The organism is Shewanella sp. DW31 (genome assembly GCF_015767295.1).
GTDB lineage: Bacteria > Pseudomonadota > Gammaproteobacteria > Enterobacterales > Shewanellaceae > Shewanella > Shewanella oncorhynchi.
This window is the reverse complement of sequence record NZ_JADWMP020000040.1, coordinates 1-16,771: the sequence shown is the minus strand read 5'-3', so window position 1 is coordinate 16,771 and position 16,771 is coordinate 1. Positions and strand designations below refer to the sequence as shown.

Here is a 16,771-nt window from a genome sequence, read left to right as displayed (position 1 = left end):
GGAGCGACATATCGGGTTCGAACCGATGACCTATACCTTGGCAAGGTATCGCTCTACCAACTGAGCTAATGTCGCATCTTGTTTTACTATTAACTCAGATAAACAAAGCATTTCACTTTATTACCTAGCTAATATCAAACATCAATATTGGGTAACGTTAAGACTTTGTTCGCACATTGCCTCTTGTCTACGGGGTGGCATTCTACCGATTTACCACCCAGTGTCAACCGCTGTTTTATCGATAACTTACTGCTTGCACACTAAATAATCTCTTTGATTTTTTATTGCACTATTCAGCGGTAAGATCTTTCCAAGCGGCTAAAATGTAACTCATCATTGACCAAAACGTTAATACAGCGGCGATATATAACAGTACAAATGCGGCATTAGTCATTAAAGGATTGTATTGCCAAATCAGCCCAATAATTGCCACCATTTGCGCAGCCGTCTTATATTTACCAATCCAAGAAACGGCGACAGTACCACGTTTACCAATTTCAGCCATCCATTCCCTCAACGCTGAAATGACAATCTCACGACCAATCATAAACAGGGCGGGCAATGTCAGCCAGATATTCGCGTATTGATCGACCAACAAAACTAAAGCTGTAATCACCATCAACTTATCAGCGACTGGGTCAAGAAAAGCGCCAAAACGAGTTAATTGTTTCAATTTACGGGCAGCATAACCATCTAATGCATCCGTTAACGCCGCGAGCCAAAAGGTAAATGCGGCAACAAAAGGGGTCCAGTCATAGGGTAAATAAAACAGCACCACAAAAATGGGCAGTAAAAAAAGCCTGAAAAGAGTTAATGCTATAGGTAAGTTAAACGGCATGATCAAACCAGTTAGTCAAAAGCAGCGCCAATCTTGCCTTAATTTTATCACCCTCGCAATGCATCATGAATGGTTTGTGCCATTTCTATGCTGATCCCTGGTACTTTGACTAATTCCGCCACACTTGCCCCTTTCACTTCCTGCAAGCCTCCTAAATGCTGTAACAAAGCTTTACGACGTTTAGGACCAATACCAGGAATAGATTCCAGTGTTGAAGTATTACGGGTTTTCTGGCGACGGTTACGGTGGCCAGTGATTGCAAATCGATGGGATTCATCACGAATATGTTGGATAAGGTGTAGTGCTGGCGAATCCCCTTCGAGGGAAAAGCTGGTTTCGGTATCCCCTAGGATCAAGGTTTCAAGCCCAGGTTTACGGCCCTCACCTTTCGCCACCCCAATAAGCTGCGGTGCTTTATCTAAATGGACAAACTTTTCATCTACTATCTTTTGGGCAATACGCAACTGCCCGAGTCCACCATCGATAAACAGAATGTCAGGGATTTTACCGCCTGCCTCAATCTTATCGAAACGGCGACTTACCGCTTGCTTCATTGCCGCATAATCATCACCCAGTGTAATACCATCAATATTATAACGACGATACTCGCCTTTATGCGGCCCTTCTCGATTAAACACCACACAGGAGGCAACGGTGCTCTCTCCCATGGTATGACTGATATCGAAACATTCCATTCGCTGGATAGGCCCACTCAACTCTAAGATTTCTTCGAGTAACACAAAACGCTGTTCGACGGTGTTCTTATGGGACAGGCGCGTAACCACTGCATTCGTCGCATTGGTCACGGCTAAACGTAAGAAGCTCGCCCTGTCGGCGCGAACATTGGTCTTAATCGAAAACTTTTTATCTAGCGCCTCTGAAATCGCCGCTTCAAGTTCATGTAATTCTTCAAAATTATGGCTAATCACCACTTCTTTTGGAATCGTGCGTTGAATATCTGCATTTAAATAAAACTGTAGGATAAAGGAGCGTAGCACCTCATCCATATCAGTTTGGGCTGGTACTGAAGGATAATAACTACGACTGCCAAAAATTTTACCTTCGCGGATAAATAGCAGGTGGAAACAGGCGATGCCCGACGCATAATGCACTCCAATAACATCCATATCGCCTTTATTATTAGAGACTTCCTGTTGCTCGGCAACTTTACGCAGTGCCATGATCTGATCGCGAAATCGTGCAGCCTGTTCATAGGCTTGCTGCTCGGCCGCAAGTTCCATTTTATCAACCAAGGCGCTGATCACTTGCTGATCTTTCCCCTTTAAAAACAGGCTAGCTAATTTTACTTGCTCATCATAATCAGCGTTACTGACTTTGCCCACGCAGGGCGCGCTACAGCGAGACAGTTGATATTGCAAACAGGGGCGTGAGCGTGATTTGTAGTAAAGATCGTCACATTGACGAATAGGAAACAGCTTCTGCATCAAATGCAGGCTTTCACGCACAGCACCGCCATTGGGATAAGGACCAAAATAGTGGCCTTTTTCCCGCTGCGGACCACGATGATAGGCAAGCCTTGGGTGCTCATGCTGGCTTAATAAGATGTAAGGGTAAGATTTGTCATCACGCAACAACACATTGTATTTTGGCATGTATTGCTTGATGTAATCATTCTCAAGCAACAGAGCATCTGTTTCACTGTGGGTCAGCGTCACATCAATATGGTGAATATGTGAAACTAAGGCTTGGGTCTTAACATTACCGAGGTTTTTACGAAAATACGAGCTGAGCCGTTTTTTAAGATCTTTGGCTTTACCCACATAAATGACGTCATTTTTGACGTCATACATGCGATAAACCCCAGCGGAGGATGAAACAGTACGTAAGAAACTTTGGGCGTTAAATTCATTAGACATCATTCACACCCACAGTTTTGGAGACTTAACACAAACAACATAGGAACATATAACCCAAGAACTCGCTAGATTAAAGTCATCGACCAACGCAATCCACTTTCCATTAAAAATGGCCAGCATCCAACATCTTATAGCGAATAGCTAACCGCGTTAGTTCGACATCACCACTGATCCCCAGCTTAGCAAATAAACGATAACGGTAACTGTTAACGGTTTTAGGACTTAAGTTCAGTTGCTCAGAAATATCGTTAACCTTCTCGCCATTGGTGATCATCAACATGATCTGTAACTCGCGCTCGGACAAAGACTTAAACGGGTTTTCATCGGCAGGATTAAACTGACTCAGCGCCATCTGTTGGGCAATTTCTGGGGACAAATAACGTTGTCCGCGAGAGACCTGACGTATCGCTTGCAGTACTTCCGGCGGCGTCGCTCCTTTTGTTAAATAGCCCGAAGCACCAGCTTGCATCACCTTACTTGGGAAAGGATCTTCCGTGTGTACAGTTAATACAATAATTTTTGCATGGGGTTGATATCGTAAAATTTTTCGAGTGGCTTCCAATCCGCCCATCCCAGGCATATTCATATCCATTAAGATCACATCCGCTTCATTTTGGCGAGCCCACTGCACCGCAGTCTCACCATCAGGGGCTTCGCCCACGACTTTGATCCCACGTTCATCTTCCAAGATGCGGCGGATCCCAGTTCTCACAAGCTCATGATCGTCAACCAAATATATCGAAATCAACTTAACCCACCTTTTACAATTTACAGCTCGATCCGTGTGTTAAACAAAGCAACATGGCAAACGGATAACGAGTTCATAGGGCTAATTTAGCCCAACAACCCCATTTCGCAAAGCATAAATTCAACATTGTTAACTAGATGATATTTAAAGGAAGGATTCCAGAATAGCATACCAATAAAAAGCGTTTAAAAACGAAGCAATAACCCCAGAATGACCAGCCTAAAATCCCTGTTAAATCGATATCAAAATATCCAGCAAATATAGGCAATTTTTCAGTTCAAGAAAAACAAAAGGCCATCATTACTGATAGCCTTTCACGTGAAAATAGCAGAAGAGATACGCTTAGAATCAGGAACCTAAGGTTTTTAAATAGCTTAAATGCAAAAAGGCGTAGGAGCTGCGCTTAGAATGGAGAACCCTAGTTCAAATTTCACACACAAAAAAGGCCATGAATAAACATGGCCTTTTTTGTAAAATATGGCGGAGGAGCAGGGATTTGAACCCTGGGTGGGCTATAAACCCACGCCGGTTTTCAAGACCGGTGCATTAAACCACTCTGCCACCCCTCCGAACGAGCGAGATAATAGCTATCTCTGTCGCCACTGTAAACTTAAATTTATGGTTAATAGTGTTGATTGACTATTTCATATTCACTTAAATCGAAAGCCGTGAACAACAAAGTGCTTAGGATGAGAAAACTGAAATAAAAATTGCACAAACAAAAAAGGCCATCATTGCTGATAGCCTTTCCCGTAAATATGGCACAGAAGCTGCGCTTCAAATCAGGAACCTAAGGGCTCAAACGGTATGAATGCAAAATGCCGCTAATTGCTTAGCGGTATTTTGACTAAATATGGCGGAGGAGCAGGGATTTGAACCCTGGGTGAGCTATAAACCCACGCCGGTTTTCAAGACCGGTGCATTAAACCACTCTGCCACCCCTCCGAACGAGCGAGATAATAGCTATCAACTACTCTGCTGTAAACCCTTAATTTAAAGAAGCAATCTACATGGTCAATCTACATCCAATCCGCTTAAAAATATCGCGTTATTCAACTTATCTTTGACACCCTTGTCAGTTGAAGCGCCATTTTAAGGTGGCACACTTCACACTATATTAAGACTAAGCTCGATTGATATTGATTAAACGGTCAGATAGTTTCTGCATCTCAAGGCTTAACACATCAAGCGCCGTTGCATCGAGAGAGTTATCTTCACTGATGCTATTTATTCGCACCGCCAACTCATTAATTTCTTGAGTGACTTGGCTTTGCTGCTGAGCAGCTAACGCGATTTGTTGGGCACGCTGTGAAATATCATCGAAACTTTGTACGGTACTCGATAGAGAATTGGCAGCGCCCTCAGCCTCCGCAACCGCATGGACAGTGCGGGACTCCCCTGCTTGCATTGCTTGCACAGCGAGCCGCGAAGCCGATTGCAAAGCGTTAATCATGGTACTAATTTCGTTGGCCGAATCTTGAGTACGCCCCGCAAGGGTTCGAACTTCATCAGCAACGACTGCAAAACCGCGGCCCTGATCGCCCGCTCTAGCCGCCTCAATTGCCGCATTGAGAGCGAGCAAATTAGTCTGCTCAGAAATCGCCTTAATCACATCTAATACAGCGCCCACCTTTTGACTGTCTTGGGCCAATTGGGATATCACCTTAGTTGCGTTGGCAATTTCTCCTGATAATGCCTCGATGGAAGTATTGCTGGCTGCAACACGGGTTTGCCCTTCTCGCACTACAATCAAAGACGATTGCGCAGTTGCAGCACAATCATTGGTATTATTCGCAACTTCCATAGCGCTTGAAGACATTTGCGTTATCGCAGCGGCTAATTGTGCACTCTCCAGCCGCTGTTGCTCTGCGCGCTGAGCTAACTTACGGCTAAGTCCACTTAATTGCGTTGCCTCAAATTGAATTTTCTTCGCTTCTTGAGTGATCAGATCTAACATTGCCCTTAACGTCCCTGCATAGGTGTTTACGGCTCGGCGCAAAGCGCCAATCTCATCATCCCGCTGAATTTGCAGCTCGACATTGGCGCCCAAATTACCGCTCCCAAGGGAAGCAATTTGATCTGTGGTTTCCTCAAGTTGCGCCAACAGTTTTTTACCCGACAACCAAGCCAAATAAAGTAAAATGGCGAGCAAGGGCAATAAAAACAACAAAATATCAAAGGTCAGCTCACGGGCAAGCCCTGTGACTCGCGTCTTAGGCGTCACAAGGCCAATAACCCATCCGGTATCAGGCATCACAAAAAGACTCACCTCACTCGCCTGATTAAGTCTGCCATCCTTATTTAAGCTTACAGACACCACTTTGTTGATTGAGGTTTGCTTAAGTGCAGCTTCAACGGGGGAGAGCCAAGGTAACTGCCCGACGAGATCCGTAAAACGTAACATAGTGTCGGACTTATTCGTTTCAGGAAAATGTAAGATATTACCCGCTTGGTCTAAAGCGAAAGCATAACCGTCAGTTACATTGCCATGTTCTGTTAAAAATTTGGCTAAATCATCAAGTTTTAAATCTATCGTTGCGACCCCAGCAAATGTCCCCGTGAGACGATATGGCACACTACATGTCACCATAGCCACCTTTGTAACCGGATCTTGATAAGCCTCTGACCATAAACATTGAGATACTGAGCTAGTCCGCGCGCCCGTATACCAAGGATCATTATGATACCCAGGGCCAGATGGCGCATTATAGTCATCCGAATAAGCCAGTAGATTATCGCTACCACGGGCCCAGAAAAAACTGTGGCGGACACTCCCAGCAACGAATTTATCTGGCTCAGGCCAGATCCCACCGCCAGCAATAGTGAGATCGCCATTGTTATCAATTAGATTAGGTAAAGAATTAAGATAAAGAGCTTGCTCGTGGGGCAACACTTCGGCGAGGTGTGCAAGGCTTAAAGTAATCCCCTCAATGCTTGCCAACTTAAGGGCGAGTTGCCTCACTATACTGCTACCGGTTTGCTCAATTAACTCTTGACTCGCCGCCACCACTCGAGGCTGCCCTCGAAGTGACATCACACCAAAAACCGCGAGCCCGGTCAGTAGAAGCAACACTACGCTGCCCATTGTGAGCCGCTGCGAAATACGTGTAGGTAACAACATAGCTTTCTCTACTTAAAATAAGTCACCCAGATGGGAGAATTGTTCGGCCGTATGGTCCAAGACTGTCGAGAATCATACGTCGCACCATCCTAGTGCAAATTTTAAAGGCCATAAAAACCATTAACTTGGCCACAAACTTAGTGTAGACCATAAACGAGAAGCGCGGATAAAAAAGCCCATTAATCAGTAGCAGTCACTGATATCAGAATGAAGAATCTAGGGTTAACACAATGAACAATCATGACAGATAGTCTTTCCCTAAAGCATGGCACTGACGCCACGTTTAGGGGCAAAACCTAAGAGCGGAAATAGCACAAATGCAAAAAGCCGCTAATTGCTTAGCAGCATTTTGACTAAATATGGCGGAGGAGCTGAACTTAGAATGAGGAACCTTGGTTCAAATTGCACAAACAAAAAAGGCCATCATTACTGATGGCCTTTCTCGTAAATATGGCGGAGGAGCAGGGATTTGAACCCTGGGTGGGCTATAAACCCACGCCGGTTTTCAAGACCGGTGCATTAAACCACTCTGCCACCCCTCCGAACGCCGAAAATAATATAAGTATACCGCTAACTTGTAAACCTCAATTTTTAAATATCGAGTCAAATGCTCAACTTATGTTCACCCCGATGTTTTTTACAACAAATACATGCCCAATTTCAAGGAATAATCGAGTAAACAGAGGTAAAAACACCTATACAGTGAGAGACTTGTCGTCTTGGTATGGTAAAATCACTGCAACTTTTCACGGTAAATGCTTATATGAATTCACTCTTGATACCCACGTCTTCACTCGCACCTGAATTTAGCCTGCCAACCCTTCCCGAAACGGCTGACAATCTAAGCGCATTACTCTTAGGACAAGAGCGTGCTGTGGATGCGTTTAAACTCCACCAAGCTATTGTCGATCAGCACTTGTATCTAGCTGATTTCCCGAGCATTGACCGCCAATTAATGATCCAAGCCTGTATTGATAGCCTAGCGCCGTTATCTCCAGCTTATTTAGTGGCAACACGCCCGACTGACAAAGCGGCAACATTTCAGTGGCAATCAGAGAAACCACAGGAAAATCAGGTCAGTATTGCCGAAAAAACGACTCGCTATCGCTACCTCAGTGGTAATATTCGCCGTGTAGACCTCATTGGCCGTATGGCACAAACAGGAACAACAAGCCAGTATCAAGCTGGTGCTCTGGCCGAATGTCATTATGTATTCATTTGCGCCGAGTCACTTTGGAAACGTGAAGGTTTATGGGAATTAGTGATGCAAATCCTAACCCATAAAGCGTATCAGATTAGCAATAACTTAAGTCCTATCCCGCTCAATTGTAAAATTGTCCTTATCGGTGCAGGAATGATTTATAGCCAAGTCAGAACTGAGGATTGGCAATTTCAACGTCACTTCACCCTACTAGCAGAACTCGCTAGCGAAATCGACTTGGTCCGTTATACAGAGTCACAATACGTCGCATGGTTGCAAGCGGTTGCACAAAGTGTCGAGGTCACTCTAGAACAATCAAGCCTAGCGCCACTTTTTCGTTATAGTGCACGGTTAACCGAACATCAGCGCCGCCTCAGTTTGTCTATGCTCGAGTTTGCCCAACTGATGGTACAAGCTAAAGCCTATTGTGGTAAACCGAGTATCAATGCGAGCAGTATTGAGCTCGCGTTAGCCCAAGCCAACTATCGTCATAACAGCTCGGAAGAATATTCAGGTCAAAGCTTCGATGACAACTTCATAAATCTGCCAACTTCGGGTGCTATGGTTGGTCAGATCAATGGTTTAACTGTCATTGATGCCATCGATTACAGTTATGGTGAGCCTGCGCGGATCACGGCATCTGTTCACTATGGTGATGGTGAAGTCGCCGATATCGAAAGAAAATCTGAACTTGGTGGCAATATACATGCCAAAGGAATGATGATCCTTTCTGCCTGCTTGTACCGTATCTTTGGGCGAGATGCACCATTACACCTAAATGCCAATATCGTTTTCGAGCAATCCTATCAAGAAATTGATGGTGATAGCGCATCACTCGCCGAATACTGCTGTTTGATGTCAGCGATTGCTGAACAACCCATTATTCAGTCACTGGCAATAACTGGTGCATTGGATCAATTTGGTAATGTGCAAGCGATTGGTGGCATCAACGAGAAAATTGAAGGCTTTTTTAATCTGTGTGAACGTCGTGGTCTCACGGGAGAACAAGGCGTTATTATGCCCAAGTCGAACGTGTTACAGCTTAACCTCAATCCCAAAGTGATTACAGCTGTAGGCAAAGGCTTATTTCACCTCTATGCAATCGAGCATATGGACCAAGCTGTTGAGCTATTAATGCAAATGCCTGCGGGTGTAGCCGATGAAGATAATGATTTTCCACATGATTCATTATACGGCCTTGTACAGGAACGATTAGACAAGCTCGCAGGAAATGGCGAGGAGGAAATCGGCATAATCACGAGATTACTCGCAAAATTGGGATTTTTTCGCCGCTAATTAGCTGATCGGAGTTGTTTAGCTTACACGTGTTCGCTAATCTTGGCGGCTCTTATTGCTGGAGTAGTAAAACAATGAACAAAGCAAACAGTTTCAATAAAGAAGAACTCATCGCCTGTGGCCATGGGAAATTATTTAGTCCAAACTCACCTCGTCTGCCTGTCGATAACATGCTGATGATAGATAGAATCGTTACTATCAATGATAATGGCGGTGAGTTTGGCAAAGGTGAAATTGTCGCTGAACTCGATATTAATCCAGACTTATGGTTTTTTGACTGCCACTTTATTACCGACCCGGTAATGCCTGGTTGTTTAGGGCTAGATGCCATGTGGCAACTCGTTGGCTTCTATTTAGGCTGGGAAGGCGCGGAAGGCAAAGGACGTGCTCTGGGTGTAGGTGAAGTGAAGTTTACGGGTCAAGTATTACCAGGCGCTAAGAAAGTCACTTATAAACTCAATATTAAACGTACTATTCACCGTAAACTGGTGATGGGTATTGCCGATGCAATCCTTGAAGTTGATGGCCGTCAAATCTACAGTGCAACCGATCTTAAAGTCGGTGTCTTTAGCGATACGTCTACATTCTGATCAGTCTTACTCCAATACACTGAAGATATCAGTACTACAGATATAAAAATGCCCTCATCTGAGGGCAATATGCTGCATTACTTTGCTTGTTCTGGGCTATTTAATTAATGAGTAAAACTCAATTATTTATTAAATAGCCCATTAACTCGGCCATCCACACCTTCACGCCAACCGCCTAACCACTGCGATCGCGAATCAAGATTTGCATATGGACAGAGCTCCTTAGAGCGTCCACCAACCCCAGCTTGGAATCCTTTTGAAAAAGCTCTGTCTAAACGATCTCGTTTTTGTCTTTTCATGCAAGCGTCCTCTGTTCTACATAAAATAGAAGCAAAAGCTTCACCCATAGAAATAGTGCTTTTTGACGCCAAGATCAATCAAAAAATCGGCTATTATACTGACTATTTATTAAACTATTGAGATCCTAGCGAAAAAAAATCGAGGCATTTCGCCTCGATTTTTTTAGTCTGAATTGAAGCTTAAAACTTAACGAATTCGACGACGGAACCACACCAATGGCAAGGCAAATAACCAAGCTAACGTTGCCGCACCAGAACGCTCAAAATTACCGGTATCGGTGCTATCTTCAACAGTACAAGCTTCACCACTGGTAGCCGGTTTAAGTACAACCATACGTGGAACATAAGCCGTTACAGGCTCGCCACTACCACTCAGCTCAAATAGCGGTAAGCCATTTTCACCAATAACTATGTTGCCATCTTTATCAAATTGATAAGAAGGTTTACGAATAAAAGCCGTACCTACGATAGTGCCATCTTCATTGATACTCGTGCCTTCAACCACTAAAATATCAGCGTTATATTGAAGAATTTTACCCGAGCCATCCTGAACTTCGACCTGATGACGTGCCCAGCTACCGTCGTTTGATTTTTCATAACCCTTAGACTCGCAGGTCAGCAATTTATTGATATTGCTAAACTCACCCGTCGACTTCTCATACAGGAAACCCGCTTTGGGGCGTGGCTTCTCTTTATCGTAAGTCGTTTCAACGTAACCAACTACTTGACCTTTATTGTTAATATCCTTGGGTTTACTCGAAAGATCCGTTGCCGTTGAGGCAAAATCATTAGGGGTTACATAGCCAACATCGGGAGTATTAGTATCAAAATAGAAAAACTTGTCGCGCAAATAACCTTGAATATAGCTACGATAACTACCGACAAGAATACCACTATCATTGATGTCATAGGCAATGGAACTTGAAATCGATTCGCCCATTGGGATCCAGTGGTATTTATAATTACCTTCGGCATCCTTAGCCCAATAAGCCGCATCTTGGTGCAACTTATCTGTATTGTTGTTACGATAAACGTGCGAACGACCAACAACCACGCCGTTATCATTCACGCCGAGAGCCTGAGCAGTAAAGGTTAAGGTGTTATCAGCTTTAGGCGTTAACCCTAAAGGCAACTCAATTCCCGTAGCGATATTATTGTCGATTTGCCATACATAGGCACGCGTCTGGTACTGAATGTTACGCGTACCCGTAGAGTTCGGATATTGCTCACGTTGTACACAAACATCCAACGGCAAAGTATTATCCGAGCCTAAACAATAATTAACACGATCACTACCATATTTACTGATAGCAGTACTGGCATAACCAGCCACTAAGTTATTATTATTAATGGCTGTAGCAGCAGACCATCCACCTAACTCTGCGGTTTTAGTCTTATCAGCATTAACAAATTGCGTGTAGGGAGGAACTAATGGAATTTCAGTGCTACCCACTTTTACAACACCGCGGAACTCATAATCGCGGTAATACCAATAATCATCGGTAACATCAGTAGTTGCAGTGTTCTCTGTTTTCTTTTCAGGCGCAGTCATGCTGCCCACTTTAATACCGGCATCATTAATACCGTAATAAAAGGTATCAACAGAGTTAATCACAGCAGTATCATTTGGCGGTGTAGTACCATTAATGCTGTCGAATGTCGGTAACCAAGCCCCAGCTGCACCATTTTCTGCAGCAATAAAAGCAAAGTTATTTGCAACAATGGCAGCGGTAATAGAATAAGTAATGGTTTCTTCTGGTGCGATACCGTCGGCAACATCAATCACGCCGCCTTCGACATCTGAACTGCTGAGTTTTTTCTTACCCTTTGAAATACCGACTAATTCACCACTAGCATTTACACCTAAAGCATAACCGTTACGAGTGCCTTCAAGCGTGCCCTGCAGGTCATAATTATCGATATTAACGATTTCATAGACAGGTGCAGCATGGGCACTGTTTAATACACCAAGGACACCTAAGGCAACCAAGGAAAGGGCTTTATCCAACTTTGACTTCATTAATTCTATTCCCATTTTTATTATTGGTTTACTTCAGTGACTCAAGCTCTTCCCAACGCTCGAAGCAAACTTCCAATTGCTTTTCTTTATCAGCCAACAGACTCAATACCTGATTGACTTTATCCTGCGCCTGACTATAAAAGTCTGAATGTCCAATAGTTGTCTGCAATGCGAGAATTTCTGCCTCCAATTGCTCCATCACATTAGGTAGCGACTCTAACTCACGCTGTAGCTTATACGACAGTTTTTTTACCGCTTTCACAGGTTCTGCAGTTTTAACTTCAACGGGTTTCGTTTCAACCGCAGGAGCTTCGACCGCCTTTTGCGAACTAGGTTCCTCAGAATAAAACTTTGCCCCTTGGTTCACGGCATCTTGATAACCACCTACATACTCGCTCCAATGGCCATTACCCGCATACCACCAGCTACTGGTCACAGTATTGTCGATAAATGCCCTATCATGGCTCACTAGCAACAACGTACCTTGGTATTCAGTGAGCAACGACTCTAGCAATTCTAAGGTCTCAATATCAAGATCGTTAGTTGGCTCATCGAGAATGATTAAGTTTGCAGGGCGAATTAATAACTTAGCCAATAACAAACGGTTCTTCTCACCACCCGACAGCGCTTTCACTGGCGTTCTGGCACGCATAGGCGAGAACAAGAAGTCCTGCAAATAACTTAAAATGTGGCGGTCTTGACCATTAATCGTGATGGTCTTTTTACCTTCACCAACGTTATCTTCAACGGTTTGCTCAGGATCTAACGCTTCACGATATTGGTCGAAATAAGCGATTTCGAGCTTAGTACCGACTTTAATTTCGCCCGATTGCGGTTGCAGCTTCTCGATTAACAGCTTGATCAAGGTTGATTTACCACAACCGTTTGGCCCAATCAGCGCAATACGGTCACCGCGGATAACCGTCGTATTAAAGTTTTTAACCAGATTTTTATCGGGCAGATTGAAGTTAAGATCGGTCACATCAAAGACTAACTTACCAGAACGTTCAGTATCCGATACTGCCATTTTAGCATTGCCTTGACGATTCAGACGTTCACTTCGCTCTTCACGTAACGCCTTAAGTGCGCGAACTCGACCTTCGTTACGGGTACGTCTGGCTTTAACGCCTTGACGGATCCACACTTCTTCATCGGCGAGACGCTTGTCAAACAAGGCATTTTTCTCGGCTTCGACGCGCAGCCATTCTTGCTTACCATCAAGATACATTTGATAGTTGCCCGGCCATGAGGTCACCACACCACGGTCTAAATCGACAATCCGCGTCGCCATACGGGCAATAAAGCCCCTATCGTGGCTGATAAAGACGATAGCGCCTTGATAATCGAGTAAAAACTTTTCAAGCCACTCGATAGTGTCTATGTCTAAATGGTTGGTCGGTTCATCAAGTAACAACAGATCTGGCTCACTCACCAGTGCCCTGGCTAACGCCACTTTACGCTGCCAACCACCCGATAACTCGCTCAAGGATTTGTCAGGATCGAGTCCTAATAATTCGCAGTTTTGTTGGATACGAGAATCTAGCTGCCATCCATTATAGTGGTCTAAGGTTTCTTGCAGACCTTGCATTTCATTCAGCATACGATCCATTTGCTCAGGATCGGCATGGGCCACATCGTGGGACAGTTGATGATAACGCTCAAGCGCCTCGCCCACTTCCTTTAATCCCGCAGCAATATAAGCGTATACCGTGCCTTGCTCAGCCTTTGGCGGATCTTGTTGTAGACGGCTAACGGTCACATTACCAGCGATGTTGAATTCGCCTTCATCCAGCAGTACATCACCAGATAACACTTTTAATAAACTCGACTTGCCAGCACCATTACGGCCAACAATACACACGCGCTCACCGCGTTGAATAGTAAAATCCGCTTTTTGTAACAACGGAGTGTAACCATAGGCTAAAGAGCCACTATTGATACGAACCAGACTCAAACTAAGCTCCTGTAAACTCTTGTAATTGCGTTGCGTTAAATGGCCAATGTAATTCTCTACCATCCCAAGCTTTAAGCACAGGGATCGATACGCCATAACGCTGCGCGAGGTATTCATCGTCACAAATATCTATGGCCCGATAGCCAATGTCAGCCGCGTCCAGTAAGGCCGCGGCCAGTTCACACAGATGACATCCCTCTGTGTGATATAGCAGATAATGCCTGTTATCTAATTCTGCTTGAGTCAACTCAGGCATGGGTGATAAGCCAGGTATTATGGATATGTGGATTACGTTTGTAGTCCATAGGCAAAGTCACGTCATCAATGTTCTTCACATTAATGTTCATCTTTGTCAGTGCCTCTATGTCCATCTTAAACTTACGTTTATTATTAGAGAACACTAGCTCGCCTGTTGGGCTGAGCAGTTTCACTAAGGATGCCAGTAAGTTCACATGGTCTCTCTGCACATCGAATGAATCTTCCATACGCTTAGAATTTGAGAAGGTCGGCGGATCGATAAAAATCAGATCGTACTTTTCACGGCAATCACGGATCCACTGCATGCAGTCAGATTGAACAAACTCATACTGCTTACCTTGCAGTCCATTGAGTGCAAAGTTGTCCTTCGCCCAAGCAATATAGGTATTTGACATATCCACCGTCGTCACCGATTTAGCCCCACCAAGCGCCGCATGCACAGAAGCAGAACCTGTGTAAGAGAACAGGTTAAGTACCCGGCGTCCCTTAGATTTTTGACCGACTAAACGGCGTGTCAATCTGTGATCGAGGAATAAACCTGTATCCAAATAACCGGTTAAGTTCAGTTTGAACTTAGCGCCATATTCGGTAGTGATAAGCTCTAACTTACGCTCATCCAGCTTTTGATACTGACTCGTGCCCTTTTGACGCTCACGCGTCTTCATGATCATCTTATTCGGATTGATACCAATGGCCGACGGCAGTGCTAACAAAACATCGCTTAAACGACGCTTGGTTACGGCTTCAGGTATAGTTGCTGGCGCCATATATTCTTGAATAATCACGTAATCTAAGTATTTATCTACTGCGACGTTATATTCAGGAATGTCGGCATCATAAATACGATAGCTGTCGATGCCTTCTTTCTTGGCCCATTTCTCTAATAACTTGGCATTTTTCTTAATGCGGTTAGCAAATGCAGGGGCGATATCGGCAATGTCGACGCCGTCTGGCAGCACTGGCGTATCACGGCGCGTACTGGTCGCATGCAAGGTATAAATGTTAAAGGCACATTCTAGGGCACCGTTGAACATCTTCATCTGTTTGTCGGCTTTAAGCTTAAGTGATGATACCAGCTCGATATCACTACACAGCATGGCCACTTTCCAGCCGCCAAACTCTTTCTTAAACTTGTCGCCTAGCTGATAGTAAAGCTGCAATAACTCAGACACATTGCCTAAACGTTCACCATAAGGTGGGTTAGTGATCAAATAGCCACTTTCTGCAGGCGGCGTTATCATCAACGCATCTGCAACTTGAAACTCAATTAACTCGAGTACACCGGCATTTTCGGCGTTACGTTTGGCTAACGCGACTAAGCGCGAATCGATATCTGAGCCGTAGAATTTAATCTCGCAACGTTTCACGCCCAATGAGGCACGCGCTTTTGCTTCTTCAACGATTTCTTGCCACACAGCTTTATCATGACGACGCCAATGTTCAAACCCAAAACGGCTACGCTGTAAGCCCGGGGCAATATCGGCCGCCATCAAAGCCGCTTCAATCAACACAGTACCGCTACCACAGAAAGGATCGAGCAAGGTCAAAGGCGCTGCTTGCCAGCCACTGCGTACTAACATGTTGGCGGCTAAGTTTTCCTTCAGAGGTGCTTCACCAGTAGTAGAACGATAGCCACGTTGATGCAATGATGGACCAGAGAAGTTCATCGCAATCGTGATTACGCCATTACGAAAATGGGCATCAACTTTAAAGTCAGCATCGACGCGTGACACATTGGGGCGCTCAACGTCATCGTCCCGGAATCTATCCACAACCGCGTCTTTAATCTTGAGTGCGCCGAACTGGGTATTATTGATAAAACCACCCGTACCATGAAAATCGATACTAAAAGTACTTTTATTGGAAAAATGCGCCGGCCAATCGACACAATAGGCGGCATTATAAAGTTGCTCTGCCGACTCGCAGCTGCCTTTATAGATAACCAACACGATACGGCTGGCTAAGCGTGTCCATAAAGTAATCCGATACGCTAAAGCTAAGGGGGCAGTGAAATACACACCAGCAACACTCTCTTTTACTTCAGTCGCACCAAATTCTATCAGCTCTTGGGCTAAGCTATATTCAAAGCCCTTAGGGGCGGCGGCAAAAAAATTAAGCATGGGATAATCAGTACGCAGTCAAAATCAAAGCGACATTATACCTGCTCGAATACATAAAAGATAAACAGTTATTAGTCGAAACCCCATTTAGTCTCATCCTCGACCTAAGATAATCAACGAAAAATCCCTAACTTATGTTTAAATTGTATGAAAGCCCCCCACTCCGCTTTATATTTAAGCGTTCACCACCTTTTTCGATCTTCGTCCTTGCAATGCCAAGGCGCTGCCGTTATAGTCTGCCCCGCTTTGAAGACGGACGCGGGATGGAGCAGCATGGTAGCTCGTCGGGCTCATAACCCGAAGGTCGTAGGTTCAAATCCTGCTCCCGCAACCATTTAAAAGCAAAATAGTGAAGTAATACAGATAGATATAGGACGCGGGATGGAGCAGCATGGTAGCTCGTCGGGCTCATAACCCGAAGGTCGTCGGTTCAAATCCGGCTCCCGCAA

At 44.6% G+C, this 16,771-nt stretch carries 11 protein-coding genes and 6 tRNA genes; 4 read left to right on the top strand and 13 right to left on the bottom strand.

Annotated elements, in window-relative coordinates:
- Positions 1-2 precede the first annotated feature (2 nt).
- The 8 genes from GWI56_RS21370 to GWI56_RS21335 all read right to left on the bottom strand — a co-directional run bounded on the left by GWI56_RS21370 (position 3) and on the right by GWI56_RS21335 (position 7,126).
- Positions 3-75 (bottom strand) — tRNA-Gly (locus tag GWI56_RS21370).
- 214 nt (positions 76-289) lie between these two features.
- Positions 290-838, bottom strand: coding sequence for a CDP-diacylglycerol--glycerol-3-phosphate 3-phosphatidyltransferase (gene pgsA, locus GWI56_RS21365; RefSeq protein WP_028759642.1), 549 nt, complete (start codon positions 836-838; stop codon positions 290-292).
- A 47-nt stretch (positions 839-885) separates the two neighbouring features.
- Positions 886-2,715 carry an excinuclease ABC subunit UvrC gene (gene uvrC, locus GWI56_RS21360; protein WP_198574005.1) on the bottom strand — a complete coding sequence of 610 codons (1,830 nt, stop codon included), beginning with the start codon at positions 2,713-2,715 and terminating at the stop codon, positions 886-888.
- Between the two features lie 103 nt (positions 2,716-2,818).
- A complete protein-coding gene (gene uvrY, locus GWI56_RS21355) occupies positions 2,819-3,463 on the bottom strand; it encodes a UvrY/SirA/GacA family response regulator transcription factor (RefSeq protein WP_006082070.1) in 645 nt (214 codons plus the stop codon).
- 478 nt (positions 3,464-3,941) lie between these two features.
- Positions 3,942-4,032 (bottom strand) — tRNA-Ser (locus GWI56_RS21350).
- Between the two features lie 285 nt (positions 4,033-4,317).
- Positions 4,318-4,408: transfer RNA gene (locus tag GWI56_RS21345), tRNA-Ser, on the bottom strand.
- Between the two features lie 178 nt (positions 4,409-4,586).
- Complete coding sequence (locus GWI56_RS21340; RefSeq protein WP_198574004.1) at positions 4,587-6,584, bottom strand: methyl-accepting chemotaxis protein; 1,998 nt, start codon at positions 6,582-6,584, stop codon at positions 4,587-4,589.
- A gap of 451 nt (positions 6,585-7,035) precedes the next feature.
- Positions 7,036-7,126: transfer RNA gene (locus tag GWI56_RS21335), tRNA-Ser, on the bottom strand.
- Positions 7,127-7,347: 221 nt separating this feature from the next.
- Here GWI56_RS21335 and GWI56_RS21330 point away from each other — a divergent pair.
- Both GWI56_RS21330 and fabA read left to right on the top strand, forming a co-directional pair.
- Positions 7,348-9,081 carry an AAA family ATPase gene (locus GWI56_RS21330; RefSeq protein WP_113940941.1) on the top strand — a complete coding sequence of 578 codons (1,734 nt, stop codon included), beginning with the start codon at positions 7,348-7,350 and terminating at the stop codon, positions 9,079-9,081.
- A gap of 74 nt (positions 9,082-9,155) precedes the next feature.
- A complete protein-coding gene (gene fabA / locus GWI56_RS21325) occupies positions 9,156-9,671 on the top strand; it encodes a bifunctional 3-hydroxydecanoyl-ACP dehydratase/trans-2-decenoyl-ACP isomerase (protein WP_198574003.1) in 516 nt (171 codons plus the stop codon).
- Between the two features lie 122 nt (positions 9,672-9,793).
- Here the strand turns inward: fabA and rmf are convergent, their stop codons facing one another.
- The 5 genes from rmf to rlmKL all read right to left on the bottom strand — a co-directional run bounded on the left by rmf (position 9,794) and on the right by rlmKL (position 16,322).
- The gene (gene rmf, locus GWI56_RS21320) at positions 9,794-9,970 is read right to left on the bottom strand and encodes a ribosome modulation factor (RefSeq protein WP_006082074.1); all 177 of its coding nucleotides are present in this window, start codon (positions 9,968-9,970) and stop codon (positions 9,794-9,796) included.
- 187 nt (positions 9,971-10,157) lie between these two features.
- Positions 10,158-11,990 (bottom strand): DUF3466 family protein, encoded by a 1,833-nt coding sequence (locus GWI56_RS21315; RefSeq protein WP_173497385.1) that lies wholly within the window; start codon positions 11,988-11,990, stop codon positions 10,158-10,160.
- 28 nt (positions 11,991-12,018) lie between these two features.
- Positions 12,019-13,944 (bottom strand): ABC transporter ATP-binding protein, encoded by a 1,926-nt coding sequence (locus GWI56_RS21310; RefSeq protein WP_198574002.1) that lies wholly within the window; start codon positions 13,942-13,944, stop codon positions 12,019-12,021.
- A 1-nt stretch (position 13,945) separates the two neighbouring features.
- Positions 13,946-14,200, bottom strand: coding sequence for a glutaredoxin family protein (locus GWI56_RS21305; protein ID WP_168827464.1), 255 nt, complete (start codon positions 14,198-14,200; stop codon positions 13,946-13,948).
- Entirely contained in the window at positions 14,193-16,322 is a 2,130-nt protein-coding gene (gene rlmKL, locus GWI56_RS21300) for a bifunctional 23S rRNA (guanine(2069)-N(7))-methyltransferase RlmK/23S rRNA (guanine(2445)-N(2))-methyltransferase RlmL (protein WP_198574001.1), read from the bottom strand. The genes GWI56_RS21305 and rlmKL overlap by 8 nt, the downstream gene beginning before the upstream one ends.
- 257 nt (positions 16,323-16,579) lie before the next feature.
- Between rlmKL and GWI56_RS21295 the strand changes: the two genes are divergently transcribed.
- Positions 16,580-16,656 (top strand) — tRNA-Met (locus GWI56_RS21295).
- Between the two features lie 41 nt (positions 16,657-16,697).
- Positions 16,698-16,771 (top strand) — tRNA-Met (locus tag GWI56_RS21290).